Raw genomic sequence first — 16,929 nt, forward strand, 5'->3', positions numbered from 1 at the left:
CGGAGATAAAACATCGTGTCTGTTATACCCAAAATTGTATGGCCGGTTCCTGCCGATCGCAGGGGAAATGCGTTTAGTCATCAGGAGGATGTGCTTGCTCATCTGAACGGAGAGCCTACGGGACTTTTTCTTGTCGGGCGTAGTGGGATGTGGCATCCAGGGATCCATATCACGCAGGTCACGACCCCCTGGTGTGCACTTAGTGGCAAAGCGGTATCAGAGCACACAGACTTCCCTGTGGCGTACAAAGGGGAGCAGGCTGTGCGTTGTATGGCTGATGGAGAAGTCGTTGCCTACCGGATCTGCCAGGATTATCTCGATATTCCATGGGAATCCGGGCCGCTATTGTTTTCCGGCTCATTTTTGCTGGTACGTCACTATATTCAGCTGGGAGAGACAGAAAAAAGTGGCCTGCATTTTTATACTCTCTATATGCATCTGGCTCCTTATTCAGCTTATGACAAACAGCAGGATAAACCCCTCTGGACAGTTCAGAATGCACTGTCGGTTTATCACCCTGACTGGCTCATGGTTGCGGCAAGCCATAACCCGGATTCAGTAAACAGTAGTTACCGGGCTGGAACGATCCCGAAAGGTGCCATTGTCGAATGGGATGAGTCTGACGACAGTCTGCACGTGATGGGCTTCAACCAGCGCAAATACGGTCTGGTGACTTACCAGGGGCTGAATGAAGAAGCACAAAAAAACAATGTAAAAACATCACTTAAAGCCGGACAGCAGTACTGGATGCTGGTTGATAACCACAATATCGCTCCGGGGGCCGGTTCTGTGGTGCTGCCTGCATGGTGGCGTTCCTTGATGCCACCGGCGAAAGATAGCATGATATTTGACCAGGTCGTATGTCCGGAGCCTTTCGCTATCCACGCGGGTGATCCGGTTGGGCATCTGGGATATTATCAGTCGCCGAAAGATGGTAGTTATGTTTCGCGTTATCAGGTGCATATTGAGTGCTTCAGTATGGATGAGAACCTGCCGCAGTTTCTCAACAATCCGGAAAAGGTCGGTGCTGAACATCCGCTGTGGCTGAAGTATTCGCCGGATCTGGAGCTGTACAGCAAAAATATCCGGGCCGGAACGTTTGCGGAAGATGGTCGGGTGACCAGCCGGTCCGGATTGCTGAAACTGAGCGACCTGAGAACAGAGACGGATGACACGACAAAAGAGGAATACTGGCAACTGCCCCCTGAAAATGGCTATGTCCCTAAAGGTCTGGCTCAACTGGAATTATTATCTCAGTATGACCTGTGGAAACTGGGTTTCAGAACGGAAATTGTAGACCCTCCGAGTTTTGATTACCTTGATGGTAAAACCCAGCCAGTGGGGCTGGTGCGGCGTATTATTGAATGGATTCTGGAAGTGGCTAAAAACGATCCGCGTCCCAGCCATGCAATGGCAAAACACGGTTACCAGTACCTGCTGAATAAGATTGACAGCGGGGAACCGTATTACTCTTCTGGTGAATACCTGCGGGCGGTTCACCGACCGGACTACCAGGATGTTGTGCAAAAAGCGATAGTTAAGCATCCGAGCGACTGGTATCACAAAAAAGGCGATGCAATATGGCAGTCATTTCTGGAACCGTTAAAGAAAGAAGCACCGGAGTGGAAGGCTTATAGTGAGGCTTTTATCGACAAGATGGCCTGGATGCAGGATGCCAGTAAATTAAAACTTGGGCCATCACTATGGCATATGCATCCAGTAATGTTTTTAGGTTTCTTAATGCCGCGAGCCAAACACATCGGGAAAATCACAGGGAAGGATTTTGTTAAATATGTATTTGCAGAGGCTAAAGAAAATGAAGAAACGTCGCGCGTGCCCGCAGCAATAACAACAGCACAGGCTATCTTAGAAACAGGCTATGGTAAATCGGTCCCTACTGACATTAAGTCTAAAAAATATAGCTACAACATCTTTGGAATTAAAGCTCATGGTAACCAAGATTATGTTGAAGACTATACTCATGAAGTGGAAAATGGGAAGCGAGTTAGAATAATAGATAAATTTCAAGCTTACGATTCTTATTCTGACAGCATCAAAGGGAGAGCCGATTTCTTTAAAAAGAATCCTCGATATCATTTTTTGTTTAATAGTTCAGATCCCATTAAGTGGGCTAAAGGTTTACAAAAGGCTGGATATGCTACAGATCCAAATTATGCAAATTCATTGATTAGTGTTATGAAAAGTCAGGGGCTTATAAAATGAAAGCTTTAATTGTATTGTTACTCTCATTTGTACCATTAATTTCCAATGCCGAGGATTTTTGTTCAAGCGTATCTGCCAAGGCAGATATAGAAAGAGCTATAATCCCAAGTAGTGATTCTGGTTATAAAGTATCAGGGAAAGGGCGGGCTTATTTCTATTTTGCCCCGAATGAAAAATGTGCAATCAAAAACTTATTTATAATTCCTGGTGATCTTGTGAACGGATATGCGGATTATAATAACTTTACATATATAATGTATTTCACAAAAGATGGCAAAGACGTAGAGGGGTGGATGAAGTCTAATCGGTTGGCACCAACAGGTACCGGCATTGGACCATCAGAAAAAAAGCTAAAACAGCATAGCGATTGAAATCGCTCATTCATAAAGAAAACAACTTTTAATGGATTAGGTTTTAACGAGTTACAATACTGATAGTATTAAAGCATATTACATAGAGGAAGTCCTAGCAGCCTGTACATCACCTGACTTTAGGGTGCAAGAAAAAGCATGGTTTAACAAAAATGTAATTCATGCTTTTCCCCTGGATATAGAGGTTAACATGAGAAAAACTGTGTCTTTGATAGTTTCATTTTTGCCTATGTATGGCATGGCCAACAGTTTCGACTTGCCCACAGTTCACTCAATAAAAAATGGAACCCAATGTGAAATATCTTTTAATGATAATGGTCACTTCCAATCGACGCAGTATAAACGATGTGGTGCGGGTGGCATGGAGGTATCAGGTAGAAATCCTCAACCACCAGGATATGGTTGGAATGAGTCACTGTTTTCATTACATCCAGAATATACACCTATTGGAATTTGGTGGGCTTTTGAAAATAAAGGGTTAAGTGGTCATGGTGGGAATCGGCAAGTAACAAGCAGGAAAAAAGGTTATATAATTTTCCCATCAGTTTTAGCTGCAATGGAGTATAAAGTTGATTATATAAACAGAAATGGTGGTAATTGGGCGCGCTGGCACTCACGAGATCCTTCAGTACAAGAACATTATAGAACTGCAATTTCTAAAATGAGGCACCCATTTATCGATGAAATCAATAAAGAGGATAAATGAAAATTCATATCAAAATAATAATTCCATTGCTTTCCTTGCTTCCTTTGTCTGTGTCATATTCAGCAACTCCAGAACAGTGTTATTCATACTTTACTGAGTTAGTGAGAAGTAGTAATTATCCATTCAATGACTGGGGTGTTAAGCCGCGAAAAGTAAATTTAATAATTGATGAGGATGATAGTGAAATCATTAGAGCGAAACTAGAGGTTGATACTGATGGTACAGGAACAATAGGGTGGATAGTGTTTGATAAGAGTAATGGCGAGTTACTTAACACGACTATCGATCCAGAAAAACCAATCAAACTAACTTATAATAGAGAATATGAGAAAGCTCAAAAATACTGTCTTTTAGGTGATGTTGTTTATCGGGTTAGAAGTAAGGAACGGGTGTATTTCTTTGATAAAAAAGACTCAGATATGAGACAAACTAAAACATTTATCATTAATGGAGATTATGTTCATCTTTTAGGAATAGAAGGAGAGTATAGCAAAGTATCGTATCAAACAAAATCAGGGCGTACAATCACGGGCTGGGTTGAATCAACCTTGTTGAGTCAAATCGATTTTAAAAACACCTGGTAAGCACAGGGTGAGACAATGAAATCTATTCGCATTTTTTTTGATTTTTTAATAAGGAATTTACTCATGTTACCTATTATTCGTAAGGGTGATAAAACCACCCACGGTGGTGCGGTTCTCACTGGTTCAGAAACAATGAAATTTGGTGGGGTTGGTGTAGCCCGTAAAGGTGACAAAGTTTCCTGCCCGGTTAACGGTCATGGTCCTACCACGATTATTGAGGGTAACCCTGATTATCTTGATCATGGTGTTCCCGTGGCGTTTCACGGCCATAAATGTGGCTGTGGTTGTACACTGATTAGCTCCTTCACCCCGGCTAAGGTGGGCTGAAGATGCCTGTCTGGCTGGATGCTATTCCGGAGAAAGCGGCGAAGGTCCGGCGTCCAGACACCCGGCGTTGGCTGCTGTTTCTCGCATTTGTCATGCTGAGTGGAATTATACTGACGCTCTGGCGATGGACGTCAGAACGTACAGGATTTGTTTTCTGGTTCACCGCGCTGGGATTACCTTTTTGTTGCTGGGGCCTGATTTTTTCAGTCCGGCGTTTTGGTTACAAAATTCAGCAGGTTGCCGCTGAGTCCCGAAATGTGGCACGTGAAGCGCTTATTGACCAGGAGGTTCGTCGTGGGCAACGTTGCGCCTGGATCCTCGCCACACGTATCCAGCTTGCTGCCGGAAATAAACCAGGGCAGTTACTGTCTGCCATCAGCAAAGCTGCCCCCGTCGCGGAACTGTCACCATCACGGGGCAGTTCCGCACCGGTCAATTATGCCGCTATGATTGATTTTCGACAGGATTTGCCGAAAGCGCTGGATGACGCAGTGAACAAACTGTCATCGAGTCTGGCTGGAGTGGTAAAACATCTTCCCCGGGGAATCGCCTGCTGGCTGGCGCTGGATTGTGACACTGACCTGGAGTCTGAGGTTAAGCCTCTTCTCATCAGTAAATTTTTGCAGGTGACCGGTAGCACTTTTCATCTTCTCTCTGAAAGAGGGGCGGCTGCGTTTGATTTCTGGCTGGATCAATGTCATGAGGTGCCGGGGATCCTTGTTGCTGTCACATTTTCTCTTCCGTCCATTCCCCGGGCGGGAGAGGCTGATGCTGTGACCATGATGGTGCTCTGCAACCGCAAATCGGTGGCATTTCCTGACGCCCCTCGTCTCCACAGACCTGAAAAAGGTCGTAATACTACCCTCGTGAAAACCCTGAACAGAGCCCTGCTGTGGGCCGGAATTGATGCCTGCGCGTTACAGGGCGGGTGGAGTAGTGGCCCACTACTGGAGACGGGAGCGAGCTGGAATACGGCCTGTGAAGAAAATGGACTGACATACAGTCTGTCAGAAAACAACGTTTGCTTCGATCCTGTCCTGGGGTATTGCGGTCAGGCGGCTCTGTGGGTTGCCGCAGGGCTGGCGGAAGCAGTTTGTGAGACAAGGGGACCCCAGCTTATTGCCGCCCAGCCAGCAGCTGATATTGATGAGATTTGGGTCATGGTTATCACTAAAGAAAAAATGCACGAGGAACGGCAAGGGAATGTCTAAAGTAAAAGTGAAAACACTGATTGGCACGACTGTTGCTGTTCTGTTTTTTCTGACGGTGATCGTGGCTTTTTTGTTTTATGCCTTTCCGGAAACAATGGTGTCCACTACGGGGCTTGGTCCCTGGGACGGTCAGCGGATCTTCACCTGTTGTTCGCTGATGGCTGCTATCTGGTTTTTAGTGGGCTGGCTGACTGAACAGATGTTCAATGCTTCAGGTAAATCCGGTCTGTATTATCAGTGGGGCGCAAACCGGAAGCAGGGTGTCGGGGTTATATTAACCGACCTCCCCGAGGTCGGAAGTCGTGAAAAAAGTCTCTGTGTTGAAACTATCCGCGATCACCTTCAGCTCCGCTACGGCCCTCGCTGGCAAAAGAAGGTCCGTATTTTCCTGGTGACGGGGAGTCCGGAAGATACGGAGAGCGCTGCCCCCAGGCTGAGCAGTGAGCACTGGCAGGAAGCGGAGGGGTGTCTGCTGGTTTACGGTGGCGATGCGCAGTTGCCGCCGGATGAAAACGTCTTATCCGTGCTCAGACAACTTCGTCCCCGCCAGCCGGTGACCGGGATTGTCCAGATAGTGCATACGGACGCTTTCCCCGATGAACAGGCGCGTGATGCCTGCATCCGTTACCGCCAGAAAGCCGACCAGCTCCTGGGCTGGCAGGCTCCGGTCTGGCTGTGGCTGCCGCTGGCGCATCAGGGGTTTCCTGAGGGAGGATCCAGCCAGGCGGTTGCGGCTCTGTCGGGACCGGGATGCACACCGGAAGCCTTACTGTCACAGGTGGATGCGCTGGTTCCCCGTCTGCGTCAGGTGGGGATGACGGCGGTGCTGAATGACCTGCGCCACGACGGGTTGTTGAGCCTGTCGTCCCGGTTGCGGGATGCCTTACGCAGCGATATTAAGACGCTGGTGACCGGGGTGTTGGGTGCAACGGCACCTTATCGTCTGCGTGGCCTCGTCTTCAGTCCGGCACAGACCCGTACCGCATCGCTTCCTCACAGTGCGATGTCCTCGCCGGGATGGCAGACCATTGCACAGGACAGCGTGGTGGTTCGTGCCCGAAAAATCACGGCGGACTGGAGAACCCGGGGGAAAGCATTTCTGCTGGCGCTCATCGTGCTGTGGGGCGCGGGCACCGGTCTGTCGCTTGCCGTGAACCGTACACAAATTTATCTGGTGCAGAAGACCGCCAGCCAGGCGGCGGATACCCACAGTTCGCTGGCCGTTCGACTGCATCACCAGATGGCGCTGCAGCAGGCTATTGCCCGTCTTCAGTACCGGGAAGCCCGGGGAGCGCCGTGGTACACCCGTTTTGGCCTCAATCAGGACCACGATACGCTTGCGGCTCTGTGGCCGCTTTATGCCCGCAATAATACCCTGCTGATGCGTGATGCCACCGCACAACAGCTCATCGCCCGTCTTCGTGCCTTTGTTCGTTTGCCGCCTGCGAGCGATGCGCGGACGAAGGAGGCGCAGCAGGCTTACGGGCTGCTGAAAGACTATCTGATGATGTCGCGGCCGGACAAAGCGGATGCTGCCTGGATGGCAAAATATATCCTGACGGCCTGGCCGCAGCGTGATGGCGTGCCTGCGGGCACCTGGCAGACGCTGGCACCCTCGCTGGCGGCGTTCTGGGGACAGAATCTGGCGGCCCATCCTGAATGGGCGGTGACCCCCAATCGCGAACTGGTGGGGACGGTGCGCCAGATCCTGCTTAAGCAAATCGGTCAACACAATGCGGACTCCGGGTTGTACCAGCAGATGCTGAAACAGATTGCCAGCAACTGGCCGGACCTGACGCTGGCCGATATGACCGGCGATACGGATGCGTCTTCCCTGTTCTCCACAGACGAGGTGGTGCCGGGGATGTTCACCCGTCAGGCCTGGGAGTCACAGGTGCAGAGCGCCATTGATAATGTCGTGAAATCCCGCCGGGATGAGATTGACTGGGTGCTGACCGACAAGGCGCACAAATCTGGCGGTGAGGTGTCGCCGGAGGCGTTAAAGGCCAGGCTGACGGAACGCTATTTTACCGATTTTGGTAACGCCTGGCTCGGCATGCTCAACAGCATTCGCTGGCATCCTGCCTCGTCACTGTCCGGCGCGATGGGGCAGCTTAACCTGCTGTCCGATGCCCGGCAGTCTCCCCTGGTGGCGCTGATGAACACCCTCAGCTACCAGGGAAAAACCGGCCAGAAAGGCGGTGCGCTGGCAGACTCGCTGGTGGACTCAGCGAAAAAGCTGATGGGGAAAGTGACGGACGGCGAGCAGTTCGCCGCGCAGGCCCGGGGGCCGGAAGGTCCTCTTGATGGCGTGTTTGGTCCCCTGCTGGGACTGATGGGGGGGCATGAGGGCGTCGACAGCGGTGACACGCTCAGCTTTGGGACATGGCTTACCCGCGTCACGCAGTTGCGGCTGAAACTGCAGCAGGTGACCAGCGCACCCGATCCGCAGGAGATGGCGCAGGGGCTGGCCCGGGCGGTGTTTCAGGGAAAATCCGGCGATCTGACCGATACCCGGGATTATGGAAGCCTGGTGGCCGCGAGCCTCGGGCAGGCGTGGGGCGGATTCGGGCAGGCCCTGTTTGTGCAGCCGCTGGATCTGGCCTGGCGTCAGGTACTGGCTCCGGCGGCGGGCGGGCTGAACGCCCGCTGGCAGAGCGCCATCGTGAGGCCCTGGAATACCGCCTTTACCGGACGCTATCCGTTCAGTGCCACCGGCAGTGATGCCTCTTTACCGATGCTGGCACAGTTTTTACGGGCGGACACGGGGCGGATTTCCACCTTCCTGCACGCGAATCTGGGGGGCATGCTGCGTCTGGAAGGCAACCGCTGGGTGGTGGATCCTGCGGCAAGCCAGGGGATGCGTATCAACCCGGCGTTTCTTTCGGCGGTGAACCAGCTGACCGCGCTGTCCGACATCGTCTTTGCGGGCGGTGACGCCGGGGTTCATTTTGAACTCCTGCCCCGGCCGTCGAAAGACGTGGCCCGGATGCAGCTGACGGTGGACGGACAGCAACTGGATTACTTTAACCAGATGGAGAGCTGGCAGAGCTTCGCCTGGCCGGGTGACACCTACAGTCCGGGCGAGACGCTGAGCTGGCAGAGTAACCATAACGGGGGGCTTCAGCTGTATGACAGCCAGCAGGGCGTATGGAGTCTTATCCGCCTGCTGGAGAAGGCCAGAACCACGCCGCTGGACAGCAGCCGTACTCAACTTCTCTGGCTGACGACTGACGGTCACCCGCTCAGTATGGTTCTGCGCAGTGAACTGGGCGGTGGGCCCCTGGCATTACTGGAACTGAGGAACTTTCGGCTGCCGGAAACGATTTTTGCGGGAGGACATGATGCGGTATCCGATAAGCATGATGCGTCCCTTTTATCCGGGGAGGACGACGAGTGAATACCCCTGAACACCTGCTTCGCCTGAGCGCACCTGATGCAGAGACACAGCAGCGATTACTGCTGGTTGCACAGGAGACGCTCTCGGGGCTGGAAGAGTGGCTGCAGGCTTTTGGCGACGTTGCGCCAGCGGGCGAAGATCCGGCCTACGAGGACGATTTTTTGTGGATGCGCGAGGAGATAAACAAAACCTCGGGCGGGGATCTGCCGCAGCTTTGTCTGCGGGCGGCATCGTTCCTTTGCCATACGGCCAAAGATATCCGCGTGGCGACCTGGTATACCCTGGCCCGCCTGCAGGATGAAGGGCTCCGGGGGTTGAGTGAAGGACTGTTGCTGCTTGCCGGACTGGTGTCACGTTTCGGCGTTCAGCTGCATCCTCAGCGGGCGAATGCCCGACGGGCATCGCTGGAATGGCTCAACAGTGAGCGCATTATCGACGGTCTCGGGCGTTTCCCGGGCGTGGTGGCGGAAGACACGGCCACGGTGGCGACGGCCCTGGTGCAGTTACACCAGTCGGTGAGTCAATGGCCGGAAGCGGAACGACCTGTCTTTACGGGGTTATGCCAGGCCCTGCGTGTACAGCTTGAACGTGCGGGCGGCGCGGGTGCGATGCTGCCCCAGAATGTCAGTCATCAGGTGGTGTCTCCTGCTCCTCAACCCTTTTCCGGGGGCGCGGTACCGGGAAAACTGTCCGCGAGGGAAGTCCTCGATCAGGCCCGTCATCTGTCACGCTGGCTGGGCGAACAGCCGTCAGGCTGGCTGGCCGCACACCGTCTGATGAAAACCATCCGTTGGGACACCGTTGAGCAGTTGCCTCCGCTGGCGGCGGACGGTACAACCCGGCTGAATCCCCCCCGTGCCGATTACCGGGCACAGTTGATCCGCCTTTACCGTCAGCAAAGCTGGTCGGCGCTGGTGACCCTTGCCGATCAGTTTTTTGCGGAAGGCGTCAATCATTTCTGGCTCGATCTGCAGTGGTATCTCTGGCAGGGGCTGAGCAAGGCCGGGGAACAACCTGAGGTCATTGCAGAGGCGGTGCTGGCGGATTTACGGCTGTTTCTGACACGACTGCCCGGTATTGAGACGCTGGCCTGGAATGACGGCAGTCCGTTTGCTGATGAGGTCACTCTGCACTGGATAGCGGAACACGTGAATGCCTCCTCCGGGCATCCGGGCCATGAGCCTGCCGCGACGACGGTTGCGGTGGATGAGGACATACAGACCCTGGAAGCGGAGGCGATCGCGAAGGGGGACAGCGACGGCCCGGAGGCCGCTCTGGCGTGGCTGCAGACCCGTCCGGGGTTTGAGACTCCACGGGGCCGGTGGCTGGTGCGCCTGCTGATGGCCCGCGTGGCGGAGCAGTACGGCCGAAATGACATGGCAATGCATCTGCTGGGCGAGCTGGCTGCGCAGGCACCGCAGCTGACGCTGGCGGACTGGGAGCCGGGGTTGCTGTTTGAAGTGCTTGCCCGGCGTCTGAAGCTGCTTCGCCTGCGGGCGGGGCGTCACGACAGTGAGCGTGCACGGCTGGCTCCGGAGATGGACAGCCTGCTGGCCTCGCTGGTTAACCTCGATCCTGCCCGGGCCATGGTGCTCTGCAGTTGACCCTTTTTTGACAGGCTATCAGGAAGACAGGAATGGATGATTTAACCCTGCGTTATTACGAGGCCGAGATGCGCTATCTGCGCGAGGCCGGAAAAGAGTTTGCCCGCGCCCATCCGGACAGGGCGGCGATGCTGCATCTTGATAAACCCGGCGCCGTTGAGCCGTATGTGGAGCGCCTGCTGGAGGGATTTGCGTTTCTGATGGGGCGTCTTCGCGAAAAGCTGGATGACGATTTACCCGAACTGACGGAAGGCCTGGTGAGTCTGCTGTGGCCGCATTATCTGCGCACCATCCCTTCCCTGTCGGTGGTGGAGTTTGCGCCACCGTGGCAACAGCTGCGCCAGGCGGAACGGTTGCCTGAAGGGTTTTCCGTGCTCTCCAGTCCGGTGGGGCCACGGCAGACGGCCTGCCAGTACCGGACCACCCGGGCGCTGACGCTTCAGCCCCTGCATCTGGCACAAGCCCGTCTGCAGACGGAAACCGACGGTCGTTCTGCCATCCGGCTGCGCTTTGAATGCCCCGCCCGGGCTGATCTGACACAGGCGGAGATGGAGCAGGTTGTTCTGTACCTCTGTGCGGATGCACCGGTCAGTTCAGCCCTGCATCTGGCGCTGACGCGTCAGGTTCAGGCGATGTATGTCCGCCATGCGGGGACAGCGGAGCGACAGCCCTTTGACGGCTGGTGTAAACCGCTGGGCTTTGATGACGACGATCGTCTGTGGCCGAAGGGCGCGTCTGCGTTCAGTGGCTATCAGCTGCTGCTGGAGTATTTCAGCTTCCGGGAAAAATTCATGTTTGTCGGGCTACGGGGGCTGGAGCAGCTTGTGCTGGCACCAGAGAGTACGTGGTTTGAGGTGGATATCGTGCTCAGCGAGGCCTGGCCTGCAGAGTTAACGTTCGGCACCGGTAACGTTCGCCTGCACTGTGCGCCGGTCATCAACCTGTTCACGCTGGAAGCGGATCCGATGCCTCTGGATCCACTGGAAAATGAATATCTGCTGCGTCCCCTGCGGATCCAGGACGGGCATACCGAGATCTACAGCGTGGATGAAATCCACGGTACGGTGAAAAATGGTCAACAGCGCTATGTGCCATTTACCAGCTTTCGTCACCGTGGCGGAATGATGCGCCATGGCGCTCCGGAACGTTACTTTCATACCCGGGTGAAACGCGGCCCCTCTGGCCTGTATGACACCTGGCTCATTCTGGGTGGGGACGCCTTCGATGCTGACCAGCTGGCGAGAAAAACCGATGCACTGTCGATGAGAATGACCGGGACCAACGGTCAGTTGCCCCGCATGGCGCTGAGAAGCACGCGTCTGGACAGGCCGGTGAAAGCCGGAAAGATCCCCGTTCAAATTCTGAACCTGACCGCGCCCACGCTGCCGCTGTATCCCCCTGCCCGTGACCGGTTCCACTGGCGGGTTATGAGTCATCTGGGATCAAACTTCCTCAGTATGATGGATAACCCGGAGGTACTGCGGGGAACGCTGGCGCTGTATGACTGGAGCGACGATGAAATGAACCGCCGCCGTCTGGAGGCCATTGTGGATGTCAGGCATAGCCTTATCAGCCGCTTTGAACGGGGTTTTATGCTACGGGGGGTTGATATTGAAGTGACTCTGGACACCGGAAATTTTGCCGGTAAAGGGGATGTGAATCTCTTCGGTGAGCTGTTACATCGTTTCTTCAGCCTGTATGCCGACATTCATCTTTTCAACCAGCTGACGCTGGTGCTGCAGCCCACAGGAGAACGACTGAGATGGCGCGAGAATCACAGTCAGCATGTACCCGGCTGACGGAACAACTGCGGGACGAGATCTGGCGGGTTAATTTCTACCGTTTCTGCCGGTTACTGGAGCTGGCTGCCCCCGACGCGCCGCTGCTTGGCAGTACCAGTCACCCCGGAAACGATCCGGTTCGCTTTCGCCCGTGGCCGGGGATGGGATTTCCGGTCAGCGAGTTGCGGGTCGTGGAGGATGATGAGAAGGATCCGGATGCGCCACTCTCGGTGCGGACAACTTTCCTCGGGATATACGGTGTTGACTCCCCGCTCCCGACGCACTATCTGGATGATATTGCCACCCGGCGGGAAGGGGTTGAAGCCGTCACCGCCTTCCTGGATATGTTCAGCCACCGTATTACCACGCAGTATTACCGGATCTGGCGCAAATATGCGTACCCGGCCACGTTTGAAGCGGGCGGTACCGATGCGACCTCACAGTGTCTGCTGGGACTGGTCGGGCTCGGGATCCCCGGCACCGCCGGACGGATTGCCACCCCGGTGTCGCGCTTTCTGGCGTTGCTGGGCAATATGCGTCTGCCGACCCGTAATGCCGAAGGTATTTGCGCCCTGGTCAGCCTGCTGGCACCGCAGACGCAGACGACGGTAAGTGATTATGAGGTGGTGCATGTTCCGGTTGCCGTGCGCAGCGGACTGGGGCAGGCAAACCGCGTTATGCTGTCTGCGCGTCCCGTGCTGGGGCATACCGCGCCGGAAGCCCTCAGCCGGGTGCGGGTGACACTCAGTACTACGAACCGTGAAGAGGCGTCGGGCTGGCTGCCGGGAGGAGCACTGCACACTGACCTGCTGGTTCTGCTGCGGGTTTACCTCGGGTATCGCAGCGATGTCCGTCTGCAGCTTCGTGTGCCCCTGTCCCTGTTACCGGAACCCCGGCTTGACCCTGACCGCGCCCGTCGGGTCCGTCTCGGTCAGACCGGCGTGCTGGGGCGCCAGGAGAGCAAAAGTCCCCCTCCCCGTGACATCACCGTCAATACCGGCTGCTATGAGGGTCTGTGCATGGCTGCACGGCACCCGGCCAGCGACGGTCAGTATCGCTTTGACCAGGAAACACCATGAACATTATGAATCACTGGCGGGCAGTGCCCCCGCTGCTGTGCTGTCTGCTGAGCGGATGCGGTCTGGCCCAGAGTGTCCATGACGGTACGCGCAGCATGGCTGCCTCGCTGTTTTACAAAAAAATCAAAACACTGCATCTGGATCTGTCACCCCGTGCGGCGCTGAATGCCGATGAGGCCCAGACGCCGCTGGCAACCATGGTCAGGGTGTATCAGCTGAAGGACCGGAAAAGCCTGGACTCCGCTGATTATCAGACGTTGCTGCGTGATGACAGCCCTGTCCTGAAAGAGGATATGCTGGCCTCCCGTTCGCTGCTGGTGATGCCCGGCGGCAACGTGACGCTGAATATGCCGATGGACGAAAATGCCGCTTACGTGGCGGTGGTGGCGCTGTTTCGCCAGCCGGATCTGAAGCACAACACCTGGCGGCTGGTGCTGCGACGTGACGAACTGGATCCGGACAAGGCCCGGACCGTTGAACTGGGTGACGGCAGTCTGAGCCTGGTACCGTTGAAGGGGAAACAGGGTGGATGATAAGAATACCGGTCGCGAACAGAACCCGTATCAACTGGTGATAAGCGACAGCACGGTCAGGGCTGATGTTCAGCGATTTCGCGGGACAGAAGCGCTGAGCAGGCCGTTTTCATGGCGCATTGAGTTTACCACCCACCGAACGGTGGATGCGCAAGCCGTGCTGCTGAAGTCAGCGAGTTTCAGTCTGCGCCATCACAAAGTGGTGCAGGGGGTTATCACGGGACTGGAATGGCTTTCCACAAACGCAGACCAGTCCCACTATGCCGTGACTCTTGGGTCCCGTCTGGCGCTGCTGTCGCGCTCCAGGCGTTGCGCCATTTATCAGAATGTCACCGTACCGGAGCTGGTGGCTCAGATACTGCGTTCGCACGGTCTGGAAGGTTCCGACTTTGATTTTCAGCTGACCGGCGACTACCCGGAACGCGAACTCATCACCCAGTGGCAGGAGACGGACCTGGCGTTTGTGCAGCGTATTCTGGCGGAGGTCGGGATCTGGTATCGCCAGATGATGCACGATGTGACCGGACTGGATGTGACGGTCTTTGGTGACAGCCAGCAGCAGTACCGGCCTGAGCAGCCTCTGCCATACCATGAACCGTCCGGTCTGTATGATGGTGCTGAACTCTGCTGCTGGGGGCTGCGTACCTGGCACAACGTGGCGACGGGGAACGTCCCGGTTCGTGATTACAATCCTCGTACCGCACGTGCCCCCATGGATGCCACTGCCTCTGTGCGTGCTGCGGGCGTGACGACGGGCGGGCATTACCGCGACAGCGAGTCTTATCTTCACCCCGGAGAGGGTACCGCCCCCGCCCCTGAAACCGGGGGATTTTATGCCCGCATCCGCCATGAGCGCGAGCTGAATAACCTGGCTTACCTTCATCTGTTCAGTAACGCTTACTGGCTGAGTCCGGGGCAGGTGGTAAATCCCGTGGGAGCGGGGCTGCATGACCTGAATGAAGGCATACTGGTGACCTTCACCTCGTTTCGTGGGGCGCGTGACTCACGGCTGTACGTGTCGCTGTGGGGCATGCCGTACCGGGAGGCGTACGGCTTCCGGCCTGCGGAATGTCCCCGTCCTCACATCACCGGCACGCTGCCGGGCCGGGTGGAAAGCGTTACCCCCTATGACCGCTACGCGCATATTGATAGCACCGGGCGTTACCGGGTACGGATGGATTTTCATCCGGATGAGGGCGAACCGGGCTACGCGTATCCGTGGCTGCGGCGGGCTTCACCCTTTGCCGGAGATACATATGGCTGGCACATGCCCCTGACGGACGGTACGGAAGTGGGGGTGGCATTCCATGGCGGCAACCCGGATCGCCCTTATATTGCGCACGCTTTTCATGATTCTGAACACCCTGACATCGTAACCCGTGATAACCGCAGCCAGAATATTCTGCGTACCGGCGGTGGCAACGAGCTGCGCATGGAAGACCAGAAGGCGCAGGAGCATATTGCGCTGACCACCCCGTATGGGGCGACACAGCTGAATCAGGGGAAGATGACGGATGCACAGCGCCAGCCCCGGGGGACCGGCTTTGAGCTGCGCACCGACGAATACGGTGTCATCCGGGTGGCAAAAGGGTTGCTGGTGACCGCCGACGGGCAGAATAAAGCCGTCGGTGAGGTGCTGGACCAGGCTGATGCGCTGCGTGAAATTGACGTCTGCCTGCAGCAGCGCCAGCAACTGGATATTGCCGCTGAACAGGCTCAGGCGCTGCAGGCGGATATCACCGCTCAGGTACAGATGTCGGAGACGCGACTGCAGACCTTAGACCGGATGCTGCATCTGTCGGCACCGGAAGGGATGGCGCTGACCAGCGGTGAGCACCTGCAACTGTCGGCGACTAAAAATGTGGCGGTCAATGCAGGTGGGGATATCAGCCTCGGGGTGACGGGAGCGATGACGGCACAGGCAGGCTCGGGCCTCGGGCTGTTTGCGCACATGGGGGCACTGAGCCTGCAGTCGGGGGAAGGGCCGGTTGTGGCACAGGTGCAGCATGGACGTATGCAGTTGTCGGCACAGAAGGCGATGAGCCTCAGTGCTGGCGATGATATCACCCTGACCGGTAAGAAACGCATCACGCTTATCGGTGGGAGCAGCTATCTGACGCTGGAGGAGGGGAAGATTGAATTTGGCACCGTACATACGTATACCCAAAAAACATCCGGCACCATGAACTGCAGCGCCAGTTCGTTACCACAACAGAGTTCAACGTATCCTGCAGGGGCTTTGTCTGATATTCAGAATAGTGAATCGATCCCGGGGACATCCTCTTTACCAGAGGGGGGGGAAGTTGCTGGGCACGGGAATGAAAACACAACGGAAGTGTTCTCCGGAAACTATGATGCCAGCCGGGGTGATCTTATTTATGGACTGGAAAAACCCCGGTCAGAATATATTCATGACATATACCCGGGATATTCACCTGAGAACAAGCAATGTCCGCCTCTGGTAATCGACGTTTATAATAACAACGTGAGTAAGTCAGTAACAGAATCTGTCAGTCAGGATAAACTCATTCGGCTCAGAGGAAAGCGTAAATCACTGATGCGTGTGCTTCGGGTCCCGGATGATATTGAGGAAACGGTGACCAAAAAAACGGGCGGAGCTGACAGTAAGTATCTCTGGAGCGATTATTTCTCCGTCGGAGATGTAAACCCTAAATTTAATATAAAAAAAATTTATAAAGAGGTCAGGAAGCACTACGGAAAGGATGATTATCATACGCTATATACCGATGCACCTGGTATTGCCGGGTATGCACCAAAGTTATTATGGAAGCGGGGAAGTAAACTTGGTATTGAAATGGTCGCACGGGGGGATAACTTCCATCTGCATTTTATCCTGGATGGTCTTGATATGAACTGCGTGATAAATAAGATCCCTCCTCACGGGCAATCGGTTACCGCCTCAGAGCTACGTTATGCGTACCGAAACCGTGAGCGTCTTAAAGGTAAAATATTTTTTTACGAGAAAAAGGTGAGATGTCCGGCCCCCTGGGAATCACCAGAGAACGACTGGCAGAGTTATAATCCATCCGATAAGGACGACTCTCCCGGTGAAATGTCGTGGCTTTATAAATTACTCTTCTGTAAATAAA

12 protein-coding genes are annotated in these 16,929 nt (G+C 55.0%); all 12 read left to right on the plus strand.

Annotation, left to right across the window (positions count from 1 at the left end; genetic code table 11):
* Positions 1-15 precede the first annotated feature (15 nt).
* The 12 genes from VF709_RS22425 (at position 16) to vgrG (ending at position 16,928) form a co-directional block, all read left to right on the plus strand.
* A complete protein-coding gene (locus tag VF709_RS22425; RefSeq protein ID WP_440232311.1) occupies positions 16-2,223 on the plus strand; it encodes a glycoside hydrolase family 73 protein in 2,208 nt (735 codons plus the stop codon).
* Positions 2,220-2,594 (plus strand): hypothetical protein, encoded by a 375-nt coding sequence (locus tag VF709_RS22430; RefSeq protein ID WP_440232312.1) that lies wholly within the window; start codon positions 2,220-2,222, stop codon positions 2,592-2,594. The genes VF709_RS22425 and VF709_RS22430 overlap by 4 nt, the downstream gene beginning before the upstream one ends.
* Before the next feature lie 124 nt (positions 2,595-2,718).
* Positions 2,719-3,300 carry a hypothetical protein gene (locus VF709_RS22435; RefSeq protein ID WP_440232313.1) on the plus strand — a complete coding sequence of 194 codons (582 nt, stop codon included), beginning with the start codon at positions 2,719-2,721 and terminating at the stop codon, positions 3,298-3,300.
* Positions 3,297-3,884, plus strand: coding sequence for a hypothetical protein (locus VF709_RS22440; RefSeq protein ID WP_440232314.1), 588 nt, complete (start codon positions 3,297-3,299; stop codon positions 3,882-3,884). The genes VF709_RS22435 and VF709_RS22440 overlap by 4 nt, the downstream gene beginning before the upstream one ends.
* A gap of 63 nt (positions 3,885-3,947) precedes the next feature.
* Positions 3,948-4,211, plus strand: a complete 264-nt coding sequence (locus VF709_RS22445; RefSeq protein ID WP_440232347.1) for a PAAR domain-containing protein — start codon at positions 3,948-3,950, stop codon at positions 4,209-4,211.
* Between the two features lie 2 nt (positions 4,212-4,213).
* Entirely contained in the window at positions 4,214-5,422 is a 1,209-nt protein-coding gene (locus tag VF709_RS22450; RefSeq protein ID WP_440232315.1) for a hypothetical protein, read from the plus strand.
* A complete protein-coding gene (locus VF709_RS22455) occupies positions 5,415-8,822 on the plus strand; it encodes an ImcF-related family protein (protein WP_440232316.1) in 3,408 nt (1,135 codons plus the stop codon). The genes VF709_RS22450 and VF709_RS22455 overlap by 8 nt, the downstream gene beginning before the upstream one ends.
* A complete protein-coding gene (gene tssA / locus VF709_RS22460) occupies positions 8,819-10,426 on the plus strand; it encodes a type VI secretion system protein TssA (RefSeq protein ID WP_440232317.1) in 1,608 nt (535 codons plus the stop codon). Before VF709_RS22455 ends, tssA begins: the two co-directional genes overlap by 4 nt.
* A gap of 32 nt (positions 10,427-10,458) precedes the next feature.
* Positions 10,459-12,225 carry a type VI secretion system baseplate subunit TssF gene (gene tssF / locus VF709_RS22465; RefSeq protein ID WP_440232318.1) on the plus strand — a complete coding sequence of 589 codons (1,767 nt, stop codon included), beginning with the start codon at positions 10,459-10,461 and terminating at the stop codon, positions 12,223-12,225.
* On the plus strand, positions 12,189-13,286 hold the full coding sequence (gene tssG / locus VF709_RS22470; protein ID WP_440232319.1) for a type VI secretion system baseplate subunit TssG: 1,098 nt from the start codon (positions 12,189-12,191) through the stop codon (positions 13,284-13,286). The genes tssF and tssG overlap by 37 nt, the downstream gene beginning before the upstream one ends.
* Positions 13,283-13,819: a type VI secretion system lipoprotein TssJ gene (gene tssJ / locus VF709_RS22475; RefSeq protein ID WP_440232320.1), complete on the plus strand. Its 537-nt coding sequence runs from the start codon at positions 13,283-13,285 to the stop codon at positions 13,817-13,819. Before tssG ends, tssJ begins: the two co-directional genes overlap by 4 nt.
* Positions 13,812-16,928, plus strand: coding sequence for a type VI secretion system tip protein VgrG (gene vgrG, locus VF709_RS22480; RefSeq protein WP_440232321.1), 3,117 nt, complete (start codon positions 13,812-13,814; stop codon positions 16,926-16,928). The genes tssJ and vgrG overlap by 8 nt, the downstream gene beginning before the upstream one ends.
* The last annotated feature ends 1 nt before the right edge of the window (position 16,929 follow it).

Source organism: Enterobacter sp. Lyrl_3 (genome assembly GCF_051948675.1).
GTDB lineage: Bacteria > Pseudomonadota > Gammaproteobacteria > Enterobacterales > Enterobacteriaceae > Enterobacter > Enterobacter cloacae.

Excerpts from the sequence above, each read along its gene's own strand:
- VF709_RS22430 (WP_440232312.1), top strand. The coding sequence starts at position 2,220 with ATGAAAGCTTTAATTGTATTGTTACTCTCATTTGTACCATTAATTTCC.
- VF709_RS22440 (WP_440232314.1), top strand. The coding sequence starts at position 3,297 with ATGAAAATTCATATCAAAATAATAATTCCATTGCTTTCCTTGCTTCCT.
- VF709_RS22445 (WP_440232347.1), top strand. The coding sequence starts at position 3,948 with ATGTTACCTATTATTCGTAAGGGTGATAAAACCACCCACGGTGGTGCG.
- VF709_RS22450 (WP_440232315.1), top strand. The coding sequence starts at position 4,214 with ATGCCTGTCTGGCTGGATGCTATTCCGGAGAAAGCGGCGAAGGTCCGG.
- VF709_RS22455 (WP_440232316.1), top strand. The coding sequence starts at position 5,415 with ATGTCTAAAGTAAAAGTGAAAACACTGATTGGCACGACTGTTGCTGTT.
- tssF (WP_440232318.1), top strand. The coding sequence starts at position 10,459 with ATGGATGATTTAACCCTGCGTTATTACGAGGCCGAGATGCGCTATCTG.
- tssG (WP_440232319.1), top strand. The coding sequence starts at position 12,189 with ATGGCGCGAGAATCACAGTCAGCATGTACCCGGCTGACGGAACAACTG.
- tssJ (WP_440232320.1), top strand. The coding sequence starts at position 13,283 with ATGAACATTATGAATCACTGGCGGGCAGTGCCCCCGCTGCTGTGCTGT.